The sequence below is a fragment of the Mucilaginibacter limnophilus genome (genome assembly GCF_004005815.1).
Lineage (GTDB): Bacteria > Bacteroidota > Bacteroidia > Sphingobacteriales > Sphingobacteriaceae > Mucilaginibacter > Mucilaginibacter limnophilus.
Genome location: NZ_SACK01000002.1, coordinates 145421 through 163361, shown reverse-complemented (window position 1 = coordinate 163361; position 17941 = coordinate 145421). Strand labels below are relative to the sequence as shown.

13 protein-coding genes are annotated in these 17941 nt (G+C 43.5%); 10 read left to right on the top strand and 3 right to left on the bottom strand.

The genetic code is table 11. The features are described from left to right. The first annotated feature begins 93 nt into the window (after positions 1–93). The 5 genes from EOD41_RS05070 (at position 94) to EOD41_RS05050 (ending at position 7092) form a co-directional block, all read left to right on the top strand. A complete protein-coding gene (locus EOD41_RS05070; protein WP_127703713.1) occupies positions 94–1479 on the top strand; it encodes a glycosyl hydrolase 53 family protein in 1386 nt (461 codons plus the stop codon). A gap of 95 nt (positions 1480–1574) precedes the next feature. Continuing rightward, the gene (locus tag EOD41_RS05065; RefSeq protein WP_127703712.1) at positions 1575–3029 is read left to right on the top strand and encodes an RtcB family protein; all 1455 of its coding nucleotides are present in this window, start codon (positions 1575–1577) and stop codon (positions 3027–3029) included. A 92-nt stretch (positions 3030–3121) separates the two neighbouring features. Beyond that, positions 3122–3892, top strand: a complete 771-nt coding sequence (ku, locus tag EOD41_RS05060; RefSeq protein WP_127703711.1) for a non-homologous end joining protein Ku — start codon at positions 3122–3124, stop codon at positions 3890–3892. 3 nt (positions 3893–3895) lie between these two features. Beyond that, positions 3896–6439 (top strand): DNA ligase D, encoded by a 2544-nt coding sequence (gene ligD, locus EOD41_RS05055; protein ID WP_127703710.1) that lies wholly within the window; start codon positions 3896–3898, stop codon positions 6437–6439. A 95-nt stretch (positions 6440–6534) separates the two neighbouring features. After that, the gene (locus tag EOD41_RS05050) at positions 6535–7092 is read left to right on the top strand and encodes a YciE/YciF ferroxidase family protein (protein ID WP_127703709.1); all 558 of its coding nucleotides are present in this window, start codon (positions 6535–6537) and stop codon (positions 7090–7092) included. A gap of 147 nt (positions 7093–7239) precedes the next feature. Here the strand turns inward: EOD41_RS05050 and EOD41_RS05045 are convergent, their stop codons facing one another. After that, on the bottom strand, positions 7240–7395 hold the full coding sequence (locus EOD41_RS05045) for a lmo0937 family membrane protein (protein WP_127703708.1): 156 nt from the start codon (positions 7393–7395) through the stop codon (positions 7240–7242). Between the two features lie 152 nt (positions 7396–7547). After that, positions 7548–9341 (bottom strand): M61 family metallopeptidase, encoded by a 1794-nt coding sequence (locus EOD41_RS05040; RefSeq protein ID WP_127703707.1) that lies wholly within the window; start codon positions 9339–9341, stop codon positions 7548–7550. Between the two features lie 177 nt (positions 9342–9518). Between EOD41_RS05040 and EOD41_RS05035 the strand changes: the two genes are divergently transcribed. From EOD41_RS05035 to EOD41_RS05015, 5 genes are read left to right on the top strand one after another with little or no spacing between them, the layout of a single operon-like run. Beyond that, complete coding sequence (locus EOD41_RS05035) at positions 9519–10586, top strand: efflux RND transporter periplasmic adaptor subunit (RefSeq protein WP_127703706.1); 1068 nt, start codon at positions 9519–9521, stop codon at positions 10584–10586. Beyond that, on the top strand, positions 10583–13711 hold the full coding sequence (locus EOD41_RS05030; RefSeq protein ID WP_127703705.1) for an efflux RND transporter permease subunit: 3129 nt from the start codon (positions 10583–10585) through the stop codon (positions 13709–13711). Before EOD41_RS05035 ends, EOD41_RS05030 begins: the two co-directional genes overlap by 4 nt. Next, positions 13712–15031, top strand: coding sequence for a TolC family protein (locus EOD41_RS05025; RefSeq protein ID WP_240663195.1), 1320 nt, complete (start codon positions 13712–13714; stop codon positions 15029–15031). Positions 15032–15071: 40 nt separating this feature from the next. Beyond that, positions 15072–15452, top strand: a complete 381-nt coding sequence (locus EOD41_RS05020; RefSeq protein WP_127703704.1) for a response regulator — start codon at positions 15072–15074, stop codon at positions 15450–15452. Then, positions 15449–16294, top strand: a complete 846-nt coding sequence (locus EOD41_RS05015) for an N-acetylglucosamine kinase (protein ID WP_127703703.1) — start codon at positions 15449–15451, stop codon at positions 16292–16294. The genes EOD41_RS05020 and EOD41_RS05015 overlap by 4 nt, the downstream gene beginning before the upstream one ends. On the opposite strand, the gene lnt is transcribed toward EOD41_RS05015, so the two are convergent. Continuing rightward, entirely contained in the window at positions 16278–17921 is a 1644-nt protein-coding gene (gene lnt, locus EOD41_RS05010) for an apolipoprotein N-acyltransferase (protein ID WP_127703702.1), read from the bottom strand. The two genes, EOD41_RS05015 and lnt, sit on opposite strands and share 17 nt — an antisense overlap. Positions 17922–17941: the final 20 nt, after the last annotated feature.

The window sequence follows — 17941 nt, the reverse complement described above, 5'->3', positions numbered from 1 at the left end:
ATCAACTCCCGCAAGTACCTTTTTTAGTTAAAACTCCATTATGTTTTAAGAAATATAGTTGTCATATTTACAATTATTATAAACCCTTACTTAATGAACCTTCTTAAAAAAACTGCCATAGCCGCTTTGGTAATACTTGGCGCTAAGCATAATCAGGCATCGGCACAAACTGCTAAACCTGTCGAATTACAGGTTACTCCTTATAAAACTACCATCATTGCAAATGGGAAAGACGAAGCACTGATTGTAGTAAAGATCATCGACAAAAAAGGCAACGAGATACCCGGTATTACTAAACAGGTAACTTACAAAGTTGTAGGCGATGCAAGTATTGTCAGCATAAATGGCAAAACAGATATAAGTTCGCTTAAAACAAGCGACACCACATGGCAGGCATCGCTGCAAGGTTCGGCAAGGCTAATACTACGCGCAGGGAATAAACTGCAGCATATAAAATTTGAGGCAAGGGCTGATAGCATTTATCCGGGCTCCACAGAGATACATACCGTTCAGCCCGGCAAGCCGCATAAGGTAACTACCGCCAAATATACCCCTAAAACAACTACCGATAAAATTTTAGGTGCCGATATTTCTTTTTTGCCTGAACTTGAAGCACGTGGCATAAAGTTTAGCGATAACGGCGTTGAAAAAGATGCCATAGCGATATTAAAAGAACATGGGTTAAACTACGTCCGCCTGCGCATCTTTAATGATCCGGCGCAGCCGAAAGGGTATTCGCCAAACAAAGGGTTTTGTGATTTAGAGCACACCAAGCAAATGGCAAAGCGGGTAAAAGCAGCCGGAATGAAACTATTACTTGATTTTCATTACAGCGATTACTGGGCTGACCCGGGTCAGCAATATAAACCAAAGGCTTGGGAAGGTGAAGATTTTCCATCTTTAAAAAAGTCGGTATACCATTTTACCCTTAAAGCTCTGCAGGAACTAAAGGCACAAGGCACCATGCCTGATATAGTGCAGGTAGGTAACGAGATAAACCATGGTATAATATGGCCCGAAGGCTCGATAGCTAACCTCGACAGCCTGGCATCGTTACTTTATGAAGGCGTAAAAGGGGTGCATGCGATTGAACCTAAAACTTTGGTAATGTTACATGTTGCTTTGGGCGGCCAAAAGCTGGAATCGGAGTTTTTTTATGATGCCATGCGCGACCGTAATGTGCCTTATGACATTATAGGTTTATCATACTACCCCAAATGGCATGGTACCCTTACTGACCTGACAGACAACATTGCCTACCTTTCCAAAAAGTACAACCGTCAGATAATGGTTGCTGAGTACACCTTCCTGAAACGGGAAGTAAACGACATTGCCTTCAACGTACCCGGAGGCAAGGGTATCGGCTCATTTATTTGGGAACCATTGAATACCTGGGAGATGGTTTTTGACAAGAGTGGTAAATCAAATGAACTGCTGGATATATACCCGGAGATTGCGAAAAAGTATTTAACTAAGTAAAACAAGTAAGATTTATAATTTAAGGCGCAGTAATTGCGCCTTTTTTGTTAAACAACCACAATCAACAGCAGTTGTTAGATAATAATGGCTTTCATATGGAAAAAGAGAAGATAAGCAACAGTGAACTAAGTGCTTTAGGCATAACCGATATTGATTTGCTGGTATTGTTCAGCAGGGTAGCCAACGGTTTGCTTAAACACAAGGTGATGGATAAAGCGCAGATACTGGCCAATTTGGAAGCGTTACTTGCCAACCCCGAACCTTATTCGCTAAAAAAGAATGGCAAGTTTAAAAACATTGCCGATAAGGTGATCAGCCTACAAAAAGAAGGCAAATTGCAAAGTCAGCTACGCCCCATTCATCAGCTTAAAAAAGAAATAGCCAATTTTCCGGTGTACGGCATTGAGCATATAGAGGCCGGCGCGCTGGCACAAATGAAAACGGCTATTCAGCTGCCTATATCAGTAGCCGGCTCACTCATGCCTGATGCACACCAAGGTTACGGACTGCCGATAGGTGGCGTACTGGCTACTGACATTAATACTATTATTCCCTTTGCTGTAGGGGTTGACATTGCCTGCCGTATGTGCCTGAGCATTTTTGATATGCCTGCCGAAACTGTTGACACGCAAGCCGAGCATTTAAAAAGCCTGTTGCTGAAAAATACGCATTTTGGTATGGGCAGCGAAGCGAAAAAACATCATGACACTACGCTTTTTGACAAGCCGGAATGGAAAGCTACACCGCTGATACGGTCGCTTAAAGATAAGGCCTACAGGCAACTGGGTACCTCGGGAACAGGTAATCACTTTGTTGAGTGGGGTGAACTGGAAGTAGCTGAGGGTATGCTTGAAGGGGTTCCTGCCGGTAATTATCTGGCGCTGCTGTCGCACTCTGGTTCAAGGGGATTCGGCGCTGGCATAGCCAACTACTATTCAGAGATTGCCATGAAAAAAACCACTTTGCCGCAGGAAGCAAAGCGGCTGGCATGGCTCGATCTGGATAAACAGGAAGGACAGGAGTACTGGCTATCCATGAACCTTGCCGGGGAATATGCATCGGCCAACCATCATGAGATACATAATAAGATTGCTAATGCCTTAAATATGCAGCCGCTGTTGCGCATAGAAAATCATCACAACTTTGCCTGGAAAGAAGAACTGGCAGATGGCACTGAAGTAATGGTACACCGCAAAGGAGCGACGCCGGCGGGCGAAGGCATTATGGGCATCATTCCCGGATCAATGAGCACACCGGGTTTTGTTGTACGCGGCAAAGGAAACACGGAGTCAATCAATTCAGCCTCACATGGTGCAGGCAGGCTGATGAGTCGCAGTGCGGCTTTTAAAACACTTAAGCGTGATATGATAGTTGCCGAACTGGAGGATAAGAAGATAACGCTGGTAGGTTCAGACATTGACGAAGCGCCGATGGTATACAAGGATATTCATGCGGTTATGGCTGCGCAAACTGACCTGGTTGATGTGGTAGCCACGTTTTCGCCCCGCATTGTACGCATGGCCGACGCAAAAGAAAAACCGGAAGATTAACGCTATTCAGTTAAAAATCAATTGTATTTAGCCGCCATTGCAAACCCTTTGGCTTTATCATCAGTTATAGTAAAGCACCAATTGCATTTACTATGAGATCGATTTGGAAAGGGTCAATAGGTTTTGGGCTGGTAAGCATCCCCATTAAGCTGTATTCGGCTGTACAAACAACCGGGCTCGACCTGGATATGCTCGACAGCCGCGACCATTCACGTATAAAATATCAGCGTGTAAACGAAAAAACCAAGAAGGAAGTACCTTATGATAAGATCGTTAAAGGTTATAAGATCAACGACGATTATGTGATACTGGAAGACAGCGATTTTGAAGATGCCGCTCCCGAAAAAAGTAAGGTGATAGAGATTGAAAGCTTTGTTGATATTGACGAAGTAAACCCGATGTTCTACGAAACATCATACTATACCGAGCCCGATACTAAAAATAATAAGGCCTATGCATTACTAATGCAGGCGCTTATCAAATCAAAAAAAGCAGGCTTAGCGCGCTTTGTACTGCGCAGTACTGAAAGCCTCTGTATAGTTCACCCTGTAAAAAATGTGCTTGTAGTAACGCGCATCCGGTTTGGTCAGCAGATACGCGGTACCGAAGACCTGAATATTGGTGATGATGTTAAAGTAAGCAAAAAAGAGCTGGATGTTGGCTTGGCGCTGATAAACCAGTATGCTGAAAAATTTGATGTAAGTAAGTTTAAGGATGAGTACCATAACGAACTGCTTAAAATTATTGAGGCTAAGGCTAAAGGCAAGCGCCCAACCATCAAAAAACTGAAGCCGCATAAAACCAAAGAGGCGGATCTATATGATCAATTAATGCAAAGTCTTAACGTTAAGAAAGGAGCGTAAGCTATGGGGTTAAAGGAGTATGTTAATAAACGCGACTTTAAGCAAACCAGCGAACCAAAGGGTGGTAAAAGCGATAACAAAACACTCAACTTTGTGGTGCAGCGGCATCATGCATCACATTTGCATTATGATTTCAGGCTCGAGCTTGATGGCACGCTAAAAAGCTGGGCGGTACCTAAAGGCCCCTCACTAAACCCTGACGATAAGCGGCTGGCTATGATGGTAGAGGACCACCCGATAGATTATCAGTATTTCGAAGGCATAATACCCGAAGGCAACTACGGTGGCGGAGTAGTTCTGCTATGGGATAACGGCACATATGAGTCGCTTGCTGATGATCGGAAAGATGATATCAAAATTTTACGCGCGGGCTTAAAATCAGGCAATCTTAAGTTCAGGTTGAAAGGCAAGATACTTAATGGTGAGTTCGCGCTGGTAAAGCTGAAGGGATCAGACGAAAATAATTCGTGGCTGCTAATTAAACACCGTGACGAATACGCGTTGGATAGTTTTAACAGTGAAGACTTTGTGCCCGACAATGTAAAGGCCATGAAGAACAACAAGGGCGGCAAAGCCAAAGCCCTGCCCAAAAACCATAAGGTAAAAACACTTGAATCAAACACTAAAGATATTCCTAAAGAACCAAAAGAATCTGAAGATATTGAGGAGGAAGTTAAAGATGCTCCAACTGGTGGCAGAACGTATATGCCTATGATGGCCAAGCTTGAAGACAAACTGGTTGACGATGCCGGCTGGATATATGAACGCAAGCTTGATGGCTATCGTGCCATTGGCTATACCGGTAAAAAGGCGAAGCTGATCTCGCGAAATGGAATTGATTTTAGTGAGAAGTATCCAAAGGTTATACAAGAGCTTAAAAAAATAAGCAAAGAAGCCATTCTTGATGGCGAGTTGGTAATTGAGGATGATAACGGCAGAAGCCGCTTTCAGGATATACAAAACTATGGCGGCGATAAAAAGAACTTAACCTTAAAGTACTACGTTTTCGATCTCCTGAACCTTGACGGGCACGACCTGCGTGATATTGAACTGATTAAGCGCAAAACGCTGCTTGAAAAATTTATCAGTCAGCATAACTTAACAGCTATTGTTTATAACGGGCACGTTGAAGGCAAGGGCAGCGATCTTTTCGCGCAAGCGAAAAAAGAAGAATGGGAAGGCATAATTGGCAAAGATAGCCAGAGCTATTATTTGAGCGGTAAGCGCACCGACAGGTGGCTTAAGTTCAAGTACCAAAGTTCACAAGAAGCGATTATCTGCGGCTTTTCAGCGCCTACAGGTTCGCGCAAGCATTTTGGTGCTTTGATATTAGGCATTAACCAGGGCGACAGTATAAAATACATTGGCAATTGCGGTACAGGCTTTAACGAGGAAAGCCTGAAAGACCTGTACGCCAAAATGGAACCACTGATTACCAAGGAGCGTCCATTTAATGAGAAGGTGCATCAGCGTACAAAAATCACCTGGCTTAAGCCCGAACTGGTTTGCGAGGTTTGGTATACCGAATGGACTGAAGACGGACATTTACGGCACCCGGTTTATAAAGGATTACGCATTGATAAGGAAACTGAAGAGGTAGTAGCCGAAACCCCGGATAAGCAAATGGCCGATGATATGGAATTTACCTTTGGCCGTAAGAAGGTTAAAATATCCCATCCCAACAAAATATTCTGGAAGAATGAAGGTATTACTAAAGGTGAGCTGGTAAAGTATTATGAAAGCATGGCCGACCGCATATTGCCTTATCTGAAAGACAAACCCATATCGATGCGCAGGCAACCGAACGGTATAGATGACCCCGGCTTTTTTCAGAAAGACAACACCATGCCGCTGCCCGATTGGATAAAAACGGAAAAGCTGTATTCAGAAAGTAACGATAAAGATATCAATTACATTATCGGTACCGATGCCGCCACGTTGTTATACATGGTAAATTTAGGTTGCATTGAAATTAACCCCTGGTTGAGTACATACAAAAAACCTGAAAACCCGGAATATGTGGTGATAGACATTGACCCGCATGATGTACCGTTCAGTCAGGCGGTTGATGCCGCACTGAAAACTAAAGAAGTGTTTGACCGGATGAAGCTTGATGTGTTTATTAAAACGTCAGGCTCAAAAGGGTTGCACATATACTGCTATTTGGGCGCTAAATATGATTATGACTTTGTGAAGATGTTCGCCGAGTACGTAGCCAATTTAGTACATGATGAACTACCCGATACTACAAGTATAGAACGCAGTCCGGCAAAACGTCCAAATAAAGTATATATCGACTTTTTGCAGAACCGTCGCGGCCAAACCATTGCCTGCCCTTATTCAGTACGGCCAAAACCGGGTGCTACAGTATCGGCACCACTGCATTGGGATGAAGTAAACTATGATTTAAAGCTGTCAAACTTCACCATTTATAATATAAAGGAGCGTGCTGATAAAATAGATGATCCATGGAAAGACCTGCACAGCACAAAAGCAGACCTTAAAAAAGGATTGGAGCGGCTGAAAGAATATACTGAAAGCCAATAAATTGAATATTAATTAATTTAATTATTTAAAAATACCGCATTGGCATAGTATTAGCATATTGATAAAAAGAAAAACATTAAAAAAGAATCTACATTATGGCAACTGCAAAAACCAAATCAAAAAAATCTGCGCCTGAAACTACAGAGATCGCAGAAGAATCAGCTTTACATGAATTATTTGTTGATTCGTTAAAAGACATTTACTGGGCAGAACAACACCTGGTTAAAGCTTTAGCTAAAATGGCTAAAAAAGCAACTTCAGAAGAATTACGCACTTCAATTGAAACACATATAGCCGAAACCGAAAATCAGGTTACCCGTCTTGAAAGTGTATTTGAATTAATCGAGGAAAAAGCCGCTGCTAAAAAATGTGAAGCAATGGCCGGCCTTATTAAAGAAGGTGAAGAAATAATGAGCGAAACCGAAGACGGCAGCATCACCCGCGACGTGGGCATTATTGCTGCTGCTCAAAAAGTTGAGCACTATGAAATAGCTTCATATGGCACACTTAAAACTTTGGCCGCTACATTAGGTTTAGACGAAGCTGTTGAAATACTTGACGCTACTTTGCAAGAAGAAAAGAAAACCGACGGTTTATTAACCGAACTTGCTGAAGCGGGTATTAACCAAACTGCTAAAAGCGAGAAAAAATAGTTGGGTGACAGAAATATGTGAGTGAGGAAGAGGCTGCCATTGGCGGCCTTTTTTCTTTTCTTCCTCTCCTTTCGAGAGGGTTTAAGTGAGGATCAAAAAAAAGGCCGTGATCTCTCACAGCCTTTCTAATTTTTATAATCTCTTTTGTTATACAGCAGTAGGTCTGCGGATAATGCCCAGCAGTAATGCTATAATAGCAATTACCAATAGTACATGTATTAAACCAGCTGCAGAATATGCAAATACGCCAATTGCCCATCCTATAATCAGAATCACAGCAATTATATACAGTAGTGATCTCATAGTGTTGTTTTTTAAATTAATATTCAATTTTATAGATGCACTTACTGTTATACCATAACTGTGCCGAATCGTCTTTACGGCTAATCAAACGCAAAAAGCCGTTCCTGATAGACAAAAACGGCTTTTTTAACTAACAAAGTGTTATTTTTTTACTACAGCTTGAGCCATTTTTTTCTAACAGTCAGTTGTTTTTCACTGGCGTTGTCAACAGGTTCTATCTTATAACGTACACGTGTTGCTTTCAACAACGTAACTGGCAATACCAGTTGCCTACCATCGCGTATTACTGTTACGTTGATATTATCACCCGGCTTTTTGCTATTGATAACCGCGTTTAAATCAGTTACCGCCGCGCCGTCAATGGCCGTTATCTCGTCATTTACGTTAATACCGTCAACCCATGCAGCGCCGTTACGGGCAACAGCGGTAACTACAATGCCATCGCCTTTTGAAGTAGCAATGCCTAATGACGGGGCATTATTATCGGCCAACTCATTAACCAGTTTGTAACCGGCATAACCCAGGTATTTTGTATTATCAACCGGCTCAACACCATACACATACTTTTTATAGAAATCATCAAAGTTCTTCCCAGCAAATTTTTCAACGCCGGCTTTAAATTCAGCGTCGGTATAACCACGTTTACGGGTTTTGTAGTACTCGTTATACATGTAATTCATTACATCGTTAAGCGAATACTTGCCATTGCTGCTGTTAATGATCTCCAAATCCATCAAATAACCTATAACAGCACCTTTACTGTAATATGATACCGATGAGTTAGATGAGTTTTCATCAGGGCGATAGTATTTTATCCATGCGTCAAAGCTTGATTCAGAAGCTGACTGAACCTTAGCACCTTGTGAGTTTTCAATACCGTTGATATCAGCTGCCAACGAAGTAAGGTAAGTTTCTACCGGGTACATCTGCGCATGGCGGATCACTTTGCCTTCAAAGTAAGCGGTAAAGCCTTCCGCTATCCACAAGTTGGTGGTATAATTTTCCTTTTCATAGTCAAACGGACCTAAAGCTATCGGGCGAAGGCGTTTAACATTCCATAAGTGAAAATGCTCGTGCGCTACCAGTTCCAAAAAGCCCTGGTAACCTTTTTCGTCACCATAGCCATCGCGCGAAGCGCCCAACACGGTCGAGCTTAAATGCTCTAAACCACCGCCACCACGCTGAAAATTATGAACGATGAAAACATAACGCTTGTTAGGATTTTCGCCGAAGATTGACGCCTGCTCACGGATGATCTTGGCCATATCAACTTTCAGACGTTCTTTATCGTAGTTACCGCCGCCGTACATGGCCACTTCATAGTGGGTTCCGTCAACGTCAAAATCAAAAATATCCTGGTTACCTACTTCAATAGGCGAGTCAAACAAGATATCGTAATTAGGAGCGGTTACGGTGAAAGGGTCTTTACCTACAGTCGCTAAACTTGTTGACACCTTATCCCATCCTTTATAAGGAATGATCTTTATGGTTGAAGGCTGATCAAGCATTCCCTGAGGATACATAAATATACCCGATGTTGACAGGAAAGCATGCGATGCATCAACAAAAGCGGTACGTACCGAAATCTCGAAAGCATACACACGATATTTAACGGTTAGTTCGGTAACGCCGGCTGTATTTATCTGCCATGTGTTTTTGCTGGTTTTACCTGCGGTAAGTCGGTCGCCGCCATGCCATGCGCTAAAGCTTTCCACATTTTTTGAAAATTCACGAACAAGGTACGATCCCGGTGTCCAAACGGGCATTTTAAGGCTGGTGGTTTGCTGTGCCAAGCCTTTGACCCTCATCTCCACATCAACATAATGTGCCTGTGCTTCAGGAAAAGTTAAAGTATATGATATTTGTGCTTTTCCTGCAGCGCCCGCCATATTGCTCATAGAGATCAGTAATAATGCTATAGAACTAAATAGTACAATTTTTTTCATCCGGCAAGTTAGAAATTTTTGTCTTGTTTACTCAACTCATTGTAACACAAATAAGATGTAAAATGGTTGATACATAAAAACTTTAACGGCAATAAACCAATTATTTTGCGGGTTATAAAGCGGTTACTTTACTTGCCCAACTGGTTGCCTTTGCTTTTCGGGGCGATTTACTTATATATGAAAATCAGATACATAATTTATCTTTTACTGGCAATACTTGTAGCCTACCTTATTTACAATAAGTTTTTTGGCGGCGACGATAAAATAAAGCCCGACGACAAGGGTGGAAAGCGAGGCGGACCCGTACCTGTGAACATACTGCTTGTCCGCGATACGGCACTAAGTACAACCATTGATATAACCGGCACTATCAGTGCTAATGAGCAGGTAAACCTGGTTAGCCAGGCATCGGGTACCATAACGGGCATTTATTTCAATGAGGGCAGCAGGGTAAAAAAGGGGCAGCTTTTAGTCAAAGTGTACAGTCAGGACCTTCAGGCATCGCTGGCACAGAATGAATACCAGGTTGCCCTTGCCAAACAAAACGAATATCGCAACCGGGTGCTTTACGAAAAAGAAGCTGTAAGTAAGCAGGAATACGAAACATCGCTGGCATCACTTAATTCGCTAAAAGCACAAAGCGCTGCCATACGCGCTCAGATAACACGCACCGAAATACGCGCGCCATTTTCAGGCACTGTTGGCCTGCGTAATGTAAGCCCGGGCGGGTACCTTTCGCCGTCATCACCGGTAGCAACGCTGGTGAATATTGATCCGGCTAAGATCACTTTTTCCGTTCCGGAGAAATATCTGTCTCTGATAAAAGATGGCAGCAAGGTTAATTTCATAATTGAAAGCTCTCGCAAAACATTTACAGCAACTGTGTATGCTATTGAGCCATCAATTGATGTGAACTCACGTACCATAACCGTACGAGCAAGGGCAGCCAATCCTGATGGGTTATTAACCGCGGGAAGTTTCGCCAAAATAAGCCTTGCATTAGAAGAAATTCCCCGCACCATTATGGTACCAACGCAAAGCGTTATTCCTGATATAAAGAACAACAACGTGTTTGTGCTAGATAGCGGAATGGCCATGCAGCGCCAGGTGAAAATTGGTTTACGCACGGATAAGCAAATAGAAATAGTAGAAGGATTGAAGGAAGGAGACAGTGTGATCACATCAGGCATAATACAACTGCGCCCGCGTGTTCCGGTTAAAGTACAAAAGGTGGTAAGGCAATGAGTTTATCGTCGGTAAGTATAAAGCGCCCTGTGCTGGCTACCGTACTCTCGGTAACCATTGTGATATTTGGTATAGTAGGGTATCGTTATCTGGGCGTACGCGATTTTCCTTCAGTTGATCCGCCTATCATCAATGTATCTACCTCATATTCCGGCGCCAACTCAGATGTTATTGAATCGCAGATAACCGAGCCGCTTGAAAAAGCGATCAACGGTGTACAGGGTATTCGCAATATTTCCTCAACAAGTTCAGTTGGATCAAGCAATATCACGGTTGAATTTGAACTGGATGCCGACCTTGAAACCGCCGCTAACGACGTGCGCGACAAAGTATCGCAGGCCGCACGCCAGTTACCACAGGACATTAACGCGCCGCCGGTAGTAACCAAGGCCGATGCCAACGCCGATAACATTGTTACGCTGATTGTGAGCAGCAACACGCGTAACATAATGCAGATAAATGATTATGCCGAAAACGATCTGCAGGAAGCATTACAAACAATTCCGGGTGTAAGTTCTATCAATATATTAGGGCAACGGCAATATGCTATGCGCTTGTGGATAGACCCGAACAAGCTAACCGCACTTGGCCTTGCCGCTACAGATATCCGCGATGCCCTTGCTCAGGAAAACGTTGAGCTGCCCGCCGGTAAACTTGAAGGCAATAACACCGAAGTTACTATACGCGCAATTGGCAAGCTGCGCACCGAGCAGGATTTTAACAACATGATCATCCGCAGCGACAGCAACCGGGTGATCCGTCTGCGTGATATTGGATATGCCGTGCTTGGTTCATCAAATGAGCAAACCGCGCTTAAAGAAGACGGCGTGCCTAAGGTAGGTTTGGGACTGGTACCTCAGCCCGGCGCTAACTATGTAGAAATAGCCGAGGAGTTTTACCGCCGTCTTGAGCAGATTAAAAAAGACGTACCACCTGATATTCAACTGAAGGTAACTAATGATACTACCAGGTTTATAACACAATCCATCGAAGAGGTTGAAGAAACGCTTATTGTGTCATTCATCCTGGTGGTGATTATTATTTATTTGTTCTTCCGCGACTGGCTGATAGCTTTCCGGCCGCTTATTGATATTCCCGTATCATTAGTGGGCACTTTTTTTATCATGTGGATGTTCGGGTTTTCCATCAATATATTGACGTTACTGGGCATTGTACTGGCAACGGGCCTGGTGGTTGACGATGGTATAGTGGTTACCGAAAATATCTTTAAAAAGATAGAAGAAGGCATGCCGGTGAGAAAGGCAGCATTTGAGGGATCAGCAGAAATATTGTTTGCCGTAATTTCCACTTCTGTAACGTTGGCCGCGGTGTTTTTGCCTATTGTGTTTATGCAGGGCTTTACCGGGAGGCTGTTCCGTGAATTTGCAGTAGTGGTTGCCTGCGCGGTATTGATCTCGGCATTTGTATCGCTTTCACTTACGCCGATGTTAAGCGTAAAAATGATACGCAAGGATCAGAAAAAATCGAAGTTCTACATAAAAACTGAGCCTTTCTTTGAAAAAATGACCTCTGGCTATACCCAAACGCTTATCAATTTCATGAAGCGTAAATGGGTAGCTGTAGTGATATTGGTTGTTTCGATTGGCGTGGCCCTTAGCTTAACGCTCTCAAAAGCCATCCCGTCAGAACTGGCTCCGCTTGACGACCGGAGCATGCTACGCTATAACGCGACCGCTTCTGAAGGTGCCACTTATGAGTACATGACAAGGTACATGGACAAGGTAGCTCAGTTGGTAACCGATTCGATACCCGAAGCCAATGTAAATCTTGAAATTGTATCACCGGGGCGTGGCGGCGCGGGCTCGGCAAACTCTGGTTTTGGCCGTATTGGGCTGGTACAACCCGACGAACGTGTACGTACTCAACAGCAACTTGCCGATTGGCTGAATGGCAAGCTGGCCAAAATGCCTGATGCTCGTGCAATAGTTACTCAAGAACAAACGATTAGCGGCGGCGGTAGCGGTGCCCGTAACTCATTGCCGGTACAATATGTAATTCAAAGTCAGGATTTTGAAAAAATACGCAAGGTATTGCCCGACTTTTTTGACGAGGTACAGAAAAGCCCTGTTTTTCAGGGAACGGATGTTAACCTGAAATTTACCAAGCCTGAACTAAGGGTCACTACCGACCGTGACCGTGCACGTGACCTTGGCGTATCGGTAGCCGACATTGCCCAAACGCTGCAGTTATATTACAGCGGCGGCAGGCTTGATTATTTTCTGATGAACGGCAAACAGTATGAGGTGATAGCCCAGGCTGACCGCGCCAACCGCGACCAGCCGTTAGACATGAAATCGACATATGTGCGCGGCACACGTGGCAACCTGGTACAGCTTGACAATGTGGTGAAAGTTGAAGAAAGTTCAGCGCCGCCATCAATATATCACTTCAACCGCTATAAATCTGCTACTATACAGGCTGGACTTGCACCGGGTAAAACCATAGGTGATGGTTTGGAAGAAATGGACCGCATCGCTAAAAAATACCTCGATCCATCTTTCAGTACTGCGCTAACCGGGCCCTCACGAGATTATGAAGAGGGGTCATCAGGCATACTTTTCGCATTCGGCTTCGCGCTGGTGCTTATATACCTCGTACTTGCCGCGCAGTTCGAAAGCTTTTTAGATCCGCTTATCGTAATGCTTACCGTACCGATGGCGCTGGCAGGTGCAACATTATCGCTATGGCTGTTTAGTCAGACATTTAATATTTTTAGTCAGATAGGTATTATTACATTGATAGGCCTGGTGACAAAAAACGGTATCCTAATAGTGGAGTTCGCTAACCAGCGTATGGAGCATGGCATAAGTAAATATGACGCTATTGTTGAGGCCGCTACCTCACGTTTACGGCCTATCCTGATGACCAGTTTGGCCGTTGTGCTGGGTGTTGTACCTATCGCTTTCGCGCTGGGTGCGGGCGCCAAGAGCCGCGTATCGCTGGGTATTGTGATCATGGGCGGTATGCTGTTTTCGCTCGTACTAACCCTTTACGTTATTCCGGCTATGTACTTGTTGATGGCGCCTAACAAACGCCGCGACCCTGATGCTGAGCCGGCCGAAGAAGAACCAGTTAAAGAACCTAAGCTGATAGAGAACCTGTAAATGATGAAGCGTGTATATATAATTTTATGCTTAGGGCTGTTGTGGTTTGGCTCATTCGCGCAAACACAAACGGTGCCACAGCTAACGCTGCGTCAGGCGGTTGAACTGGCTTTGCAGAATAACTTCAACATTAAACTATCGCAAAATAACGCGGCCATTCAAAAAAATAACGTGACCATTGGTAACGCGGGTATGCTGCCTGTTGTAAGCGGCGATATTACCACAAGCAACAGTATCCTTACTACTAAACAAACACGAGCCGATGGCACAGTTAACAACATCAATAACGCGCGCAATACCGGGCTTACCTACGGTGTAAACCTGGATTGGACGCTGTTTGATGGCCTTGCCATGTTCGCTAATTATGATGAGTTAAAAGAGCTTAACAAGCTTGGTGAGCTTGGCTTGCGTGATACCATACAAAGCGTAGTGGCGGGGGTTGTTACCACTTATTACAACCTGATAAGTCAGAAAGACCAGATAGAGGCGCTTAACGGCGTACTGGCCACATCCCGTATTCAGGCTAAAATAGCAAGTGATAAGTTCAGTGTAGGGGCAGTGTCACGGCTCGAAGTAAATACTGCTTTGGTTAATGCTAACCTTGATACGGCAAATCTTATCAACCAGATACAGCAGTATAAGGCCACTAAAATACAGCTAAATCAACTACTTCGCCGTGAAATTCAGGCAGATTTTGATGTAAGTGATACCATTATAGTTGATGAATCATTAAAGCTGGGTGACGTTATTACAAAGGCGCAAAATTTTAACCCTTCAATACTGGCCGGACAAATAAATAAACGCCTTGCCGAGATCAATTTACGTCAGGTGCAGGCCACACGTTATCCGCAGATAGCATTGACCAGCGGCTATACTATAAGTGATTCTAAAAATCCTGCCGGCTTCGCACGAGTGCAAAATAGTCGTGGCTTTAATTACGGCCTAACAGCTTCCATAAACATATTCGACGGGTTTAATCAATGGCGCCGTGAACGTAATGCCAAGCTACAAATTGAAAATGCAGAGTTACGAAACAAGCAAACCCAGCAGGATATAGAGGCCACTATAACTAATTTTTATGTAAGTTATACTTCAGGCCTCGACCTGATAAAGCTTGGACAAGTGAATAAGGAGCTGGCGAAAAAGAACCTTGACTTGTCGCTTGAACGGTATCGTTTGGGTAATATAACGCCGCTTGAGATACGGGAAGCACAACGTACTTTCCTTGACGCGCAATCAAGGTTTACGCAGGCGCAATATCAATCGAAACTGGCGGAAGTGACTTTAAAACAAATAACTAATAGTATCGATATTAAATAAAATTTAAAAACTACTGCCAAAAAGTATATTTTTGATTTAGATGGCTGCCCCCTTCAAATTTTGTTTGTTAATTGACGATAACTATATCGACAACTTTGTTACGAGCAAAATTTTAGAAACCACCAACTTTGCCGAAAAGATAGTGGTTTACCAGTCGGCAACTGACGCGGTTGAAGCGTTGCGCAATGGGGAGGTTAAGCCTGATGTTATTTTCCTGGATATACGGATGCCCCTGATGAGCGGCTTCGAATTTTTGCAGGAATATGATAAACTTGATATTGATAAAAAGAGTATAAAAATATTTATGCTTTCCTCTTCATTAGACCCAACGGATATTCGTAAATCAACTGCCAACAAATACATTACCCAATTTATTCACAAACCGCTTACCTTCCAGGTTCTGGAGGAGATCTGTTCATGATATTGGTTGCCGATAGTGGTTCTTCAAAAACAGATTGGCTGTTATCAATTCCAAACCAGGAGCCTCAGCCTTTCCGCACCGATGGTTTAAACCCCTATTTTCTTTCAGAAAAAGAGATCACCAAACTGGTGCAAAACCAGGCAAAAGACATGCTGGTTTATGCCGACGAGATCACTGAAGTGTACTTTTTTGGGGCGGGCTGCTCAAGTCCTGACAGACACGAAATCGTATCGAATGCACTCAGTCCGCTTTTTCCAAACGCTTTTATTAGTGTTGATAGCGACCTGTTGGGTTCGGCATATGCTACCTGCGGTAACGAGAAAGGGTTATGCTGTGTATTGGGAACAGGCTCGAACATCTCATTTTTTGACGGTACTGATATACACGATAGTTATTACGGCCTGGGCTATGTGCTTGGCGATGAAGGTTCGGGTACATGGTTTGGCAAAGCGCTTGTTACCGATTACCTGTATGGCAACATGCCCCCCGAGGTACAAAGCAAGTTCGGGGCAGAGTTTAAGCTGAACAAAGAAGTTGTAATCCGGAACGTTTACCAAAAGCCCAAAGCAAACTCATACCTGGCATCATTCACAAAGTTTTTGTATAAAGTGCGTGAAACCGAATATGCACAGGATTTACTACGCCGGGGCCTTACTGAATTTATTGAAACTAACATTAAAAATCATACACAATACCACCGTTACAAGTGCCATTTTGTTGGCTCGATAGCGTTTGTGTTTGCTGATGAGCTGAGGTTGCTTTGTGAAGAGCACAACATCAGGGTAGGCAAAATTATTCGCCAACCGATAAACGATCTGCTTGCTTTTATTTTGAGCCGCTAAGCTTAACGTTCCTCCGGCGTAGCCTCAAATTAAATATTACCCAAAATATTCCGCCTGCTGCCAATATTGAAATCCCCTTCGGAATAAAGTCGCCATATTGGGTATAGAACGTGATATCTGAATTGAGGTTGATATCATGCTTCATAGCTGCTTTAACCCACCAGTCAGAATGTTTTACTATATCCCCACGCTGGTTGATAAAAGCAGAAATACCTGTATTTGCCGAACGGCATACCCAGCGGCGTGTTTCTATTGCACGCAGCTTGGCATATTCCAGATGCTGATCTTTACCTGATGTATTTCCCCACCAGCCATCGTTGGTAATTATAGCGATGAATTGAGCACCTCTTTTAACTGACTCGGCCACATATTCACCCCAGATAGACTCATAGCATATTACCGGATCAGCACCTATTCCGCTTTGCGAATAAAACACCCCCGGCTCAGGCTGACCGGCGTACCCCCCTGTGCTGCCACCTAAATGCTCGAACGCTGGTTTCAGGAACGACAATGCTTCACCAAATGGCAGTTCTTCGGCACCAGGCACCAGTTTCGATTTATGGTAAAACTGCAATTGGCCTGAATTTTCAATATTAAGCGCCGTATTGTAACTATCATAAAACATTGTGCCGGCCTCATTCGCCGGAGAAGCGGTTGGTGTTTTACGGCTGTTGTAAAGCCTGAAGGTTTCGGCACCGGTGATAAGGTTACCGTTTTTATACTTTTTAATAAATCCCTTCGCCAATATAAATAGCGAGTCGGCGCGTATCTTATCTTCATTCATGTAGCCTGAAATTGCTGTTTCGGGCCAAATAAAAAACTCTGTATTAGGCTGCGCAAGTGAATCAGATAACCGGGTTAAGATCTCAATTTGTTTGGTATGCGATATCTTTCCTTCTTTTTCATAAGGATCGATATTAGGCTGAACGATAACGATATTGGAAGGATTTTCCGCTTCTTTATATGTATAGTATGTGATCAGTGAAAAAATCAGCGGTAGCACAAAGACAACTATGCCAAAAGCAGCCGTTTTAAAGACCTTTTTACGGTTATCATTTTCAGCAAGCTTGGTATATGCTAAAAACAGCAGAATATTTACCAGCAATATCCAAATAGTACCCCCATAAACACCTGTAAATTCATACCACTGTACCCAGCTGTGTGACACCGCGAACCCATTACCCAGCGTCATCCATGGGAAATTTAAGTCCCAGTTTTGGTGCAGGTATTCATAACCTATCCAGAAAACCACTAAATCAGCAAGGGCAAAATTCCTGCTTGTTATCCGCCTAAGGCGATAATACAACCAGCAAGCGGTTGACATGAGCAAAGGACCTAAACTGTAAGGAATCAACGCTATAAAAATGGCTATAATCGCACCCGCGTCTTTCAACGAGTTATATACCCAATAAATGCATAGCGTGTTCCATATAAAAAAGCCCAGAAAAGCTGTCCAGAATAACTTACGCCCTTTATTCGTATAGCTTGTTGAATTGATAATGTCTTCCATAGCCAGCAGCATTGGCACAAAAGCTACAAACAGCAAAATAGTGGTATACGCCGTTGGCGGCCACGCTATCCACAGCAGCAAGCCTGATATAATAGAAAGAAGTATATTTTTTTTCATTTTACCTTAAGTAAACTCAA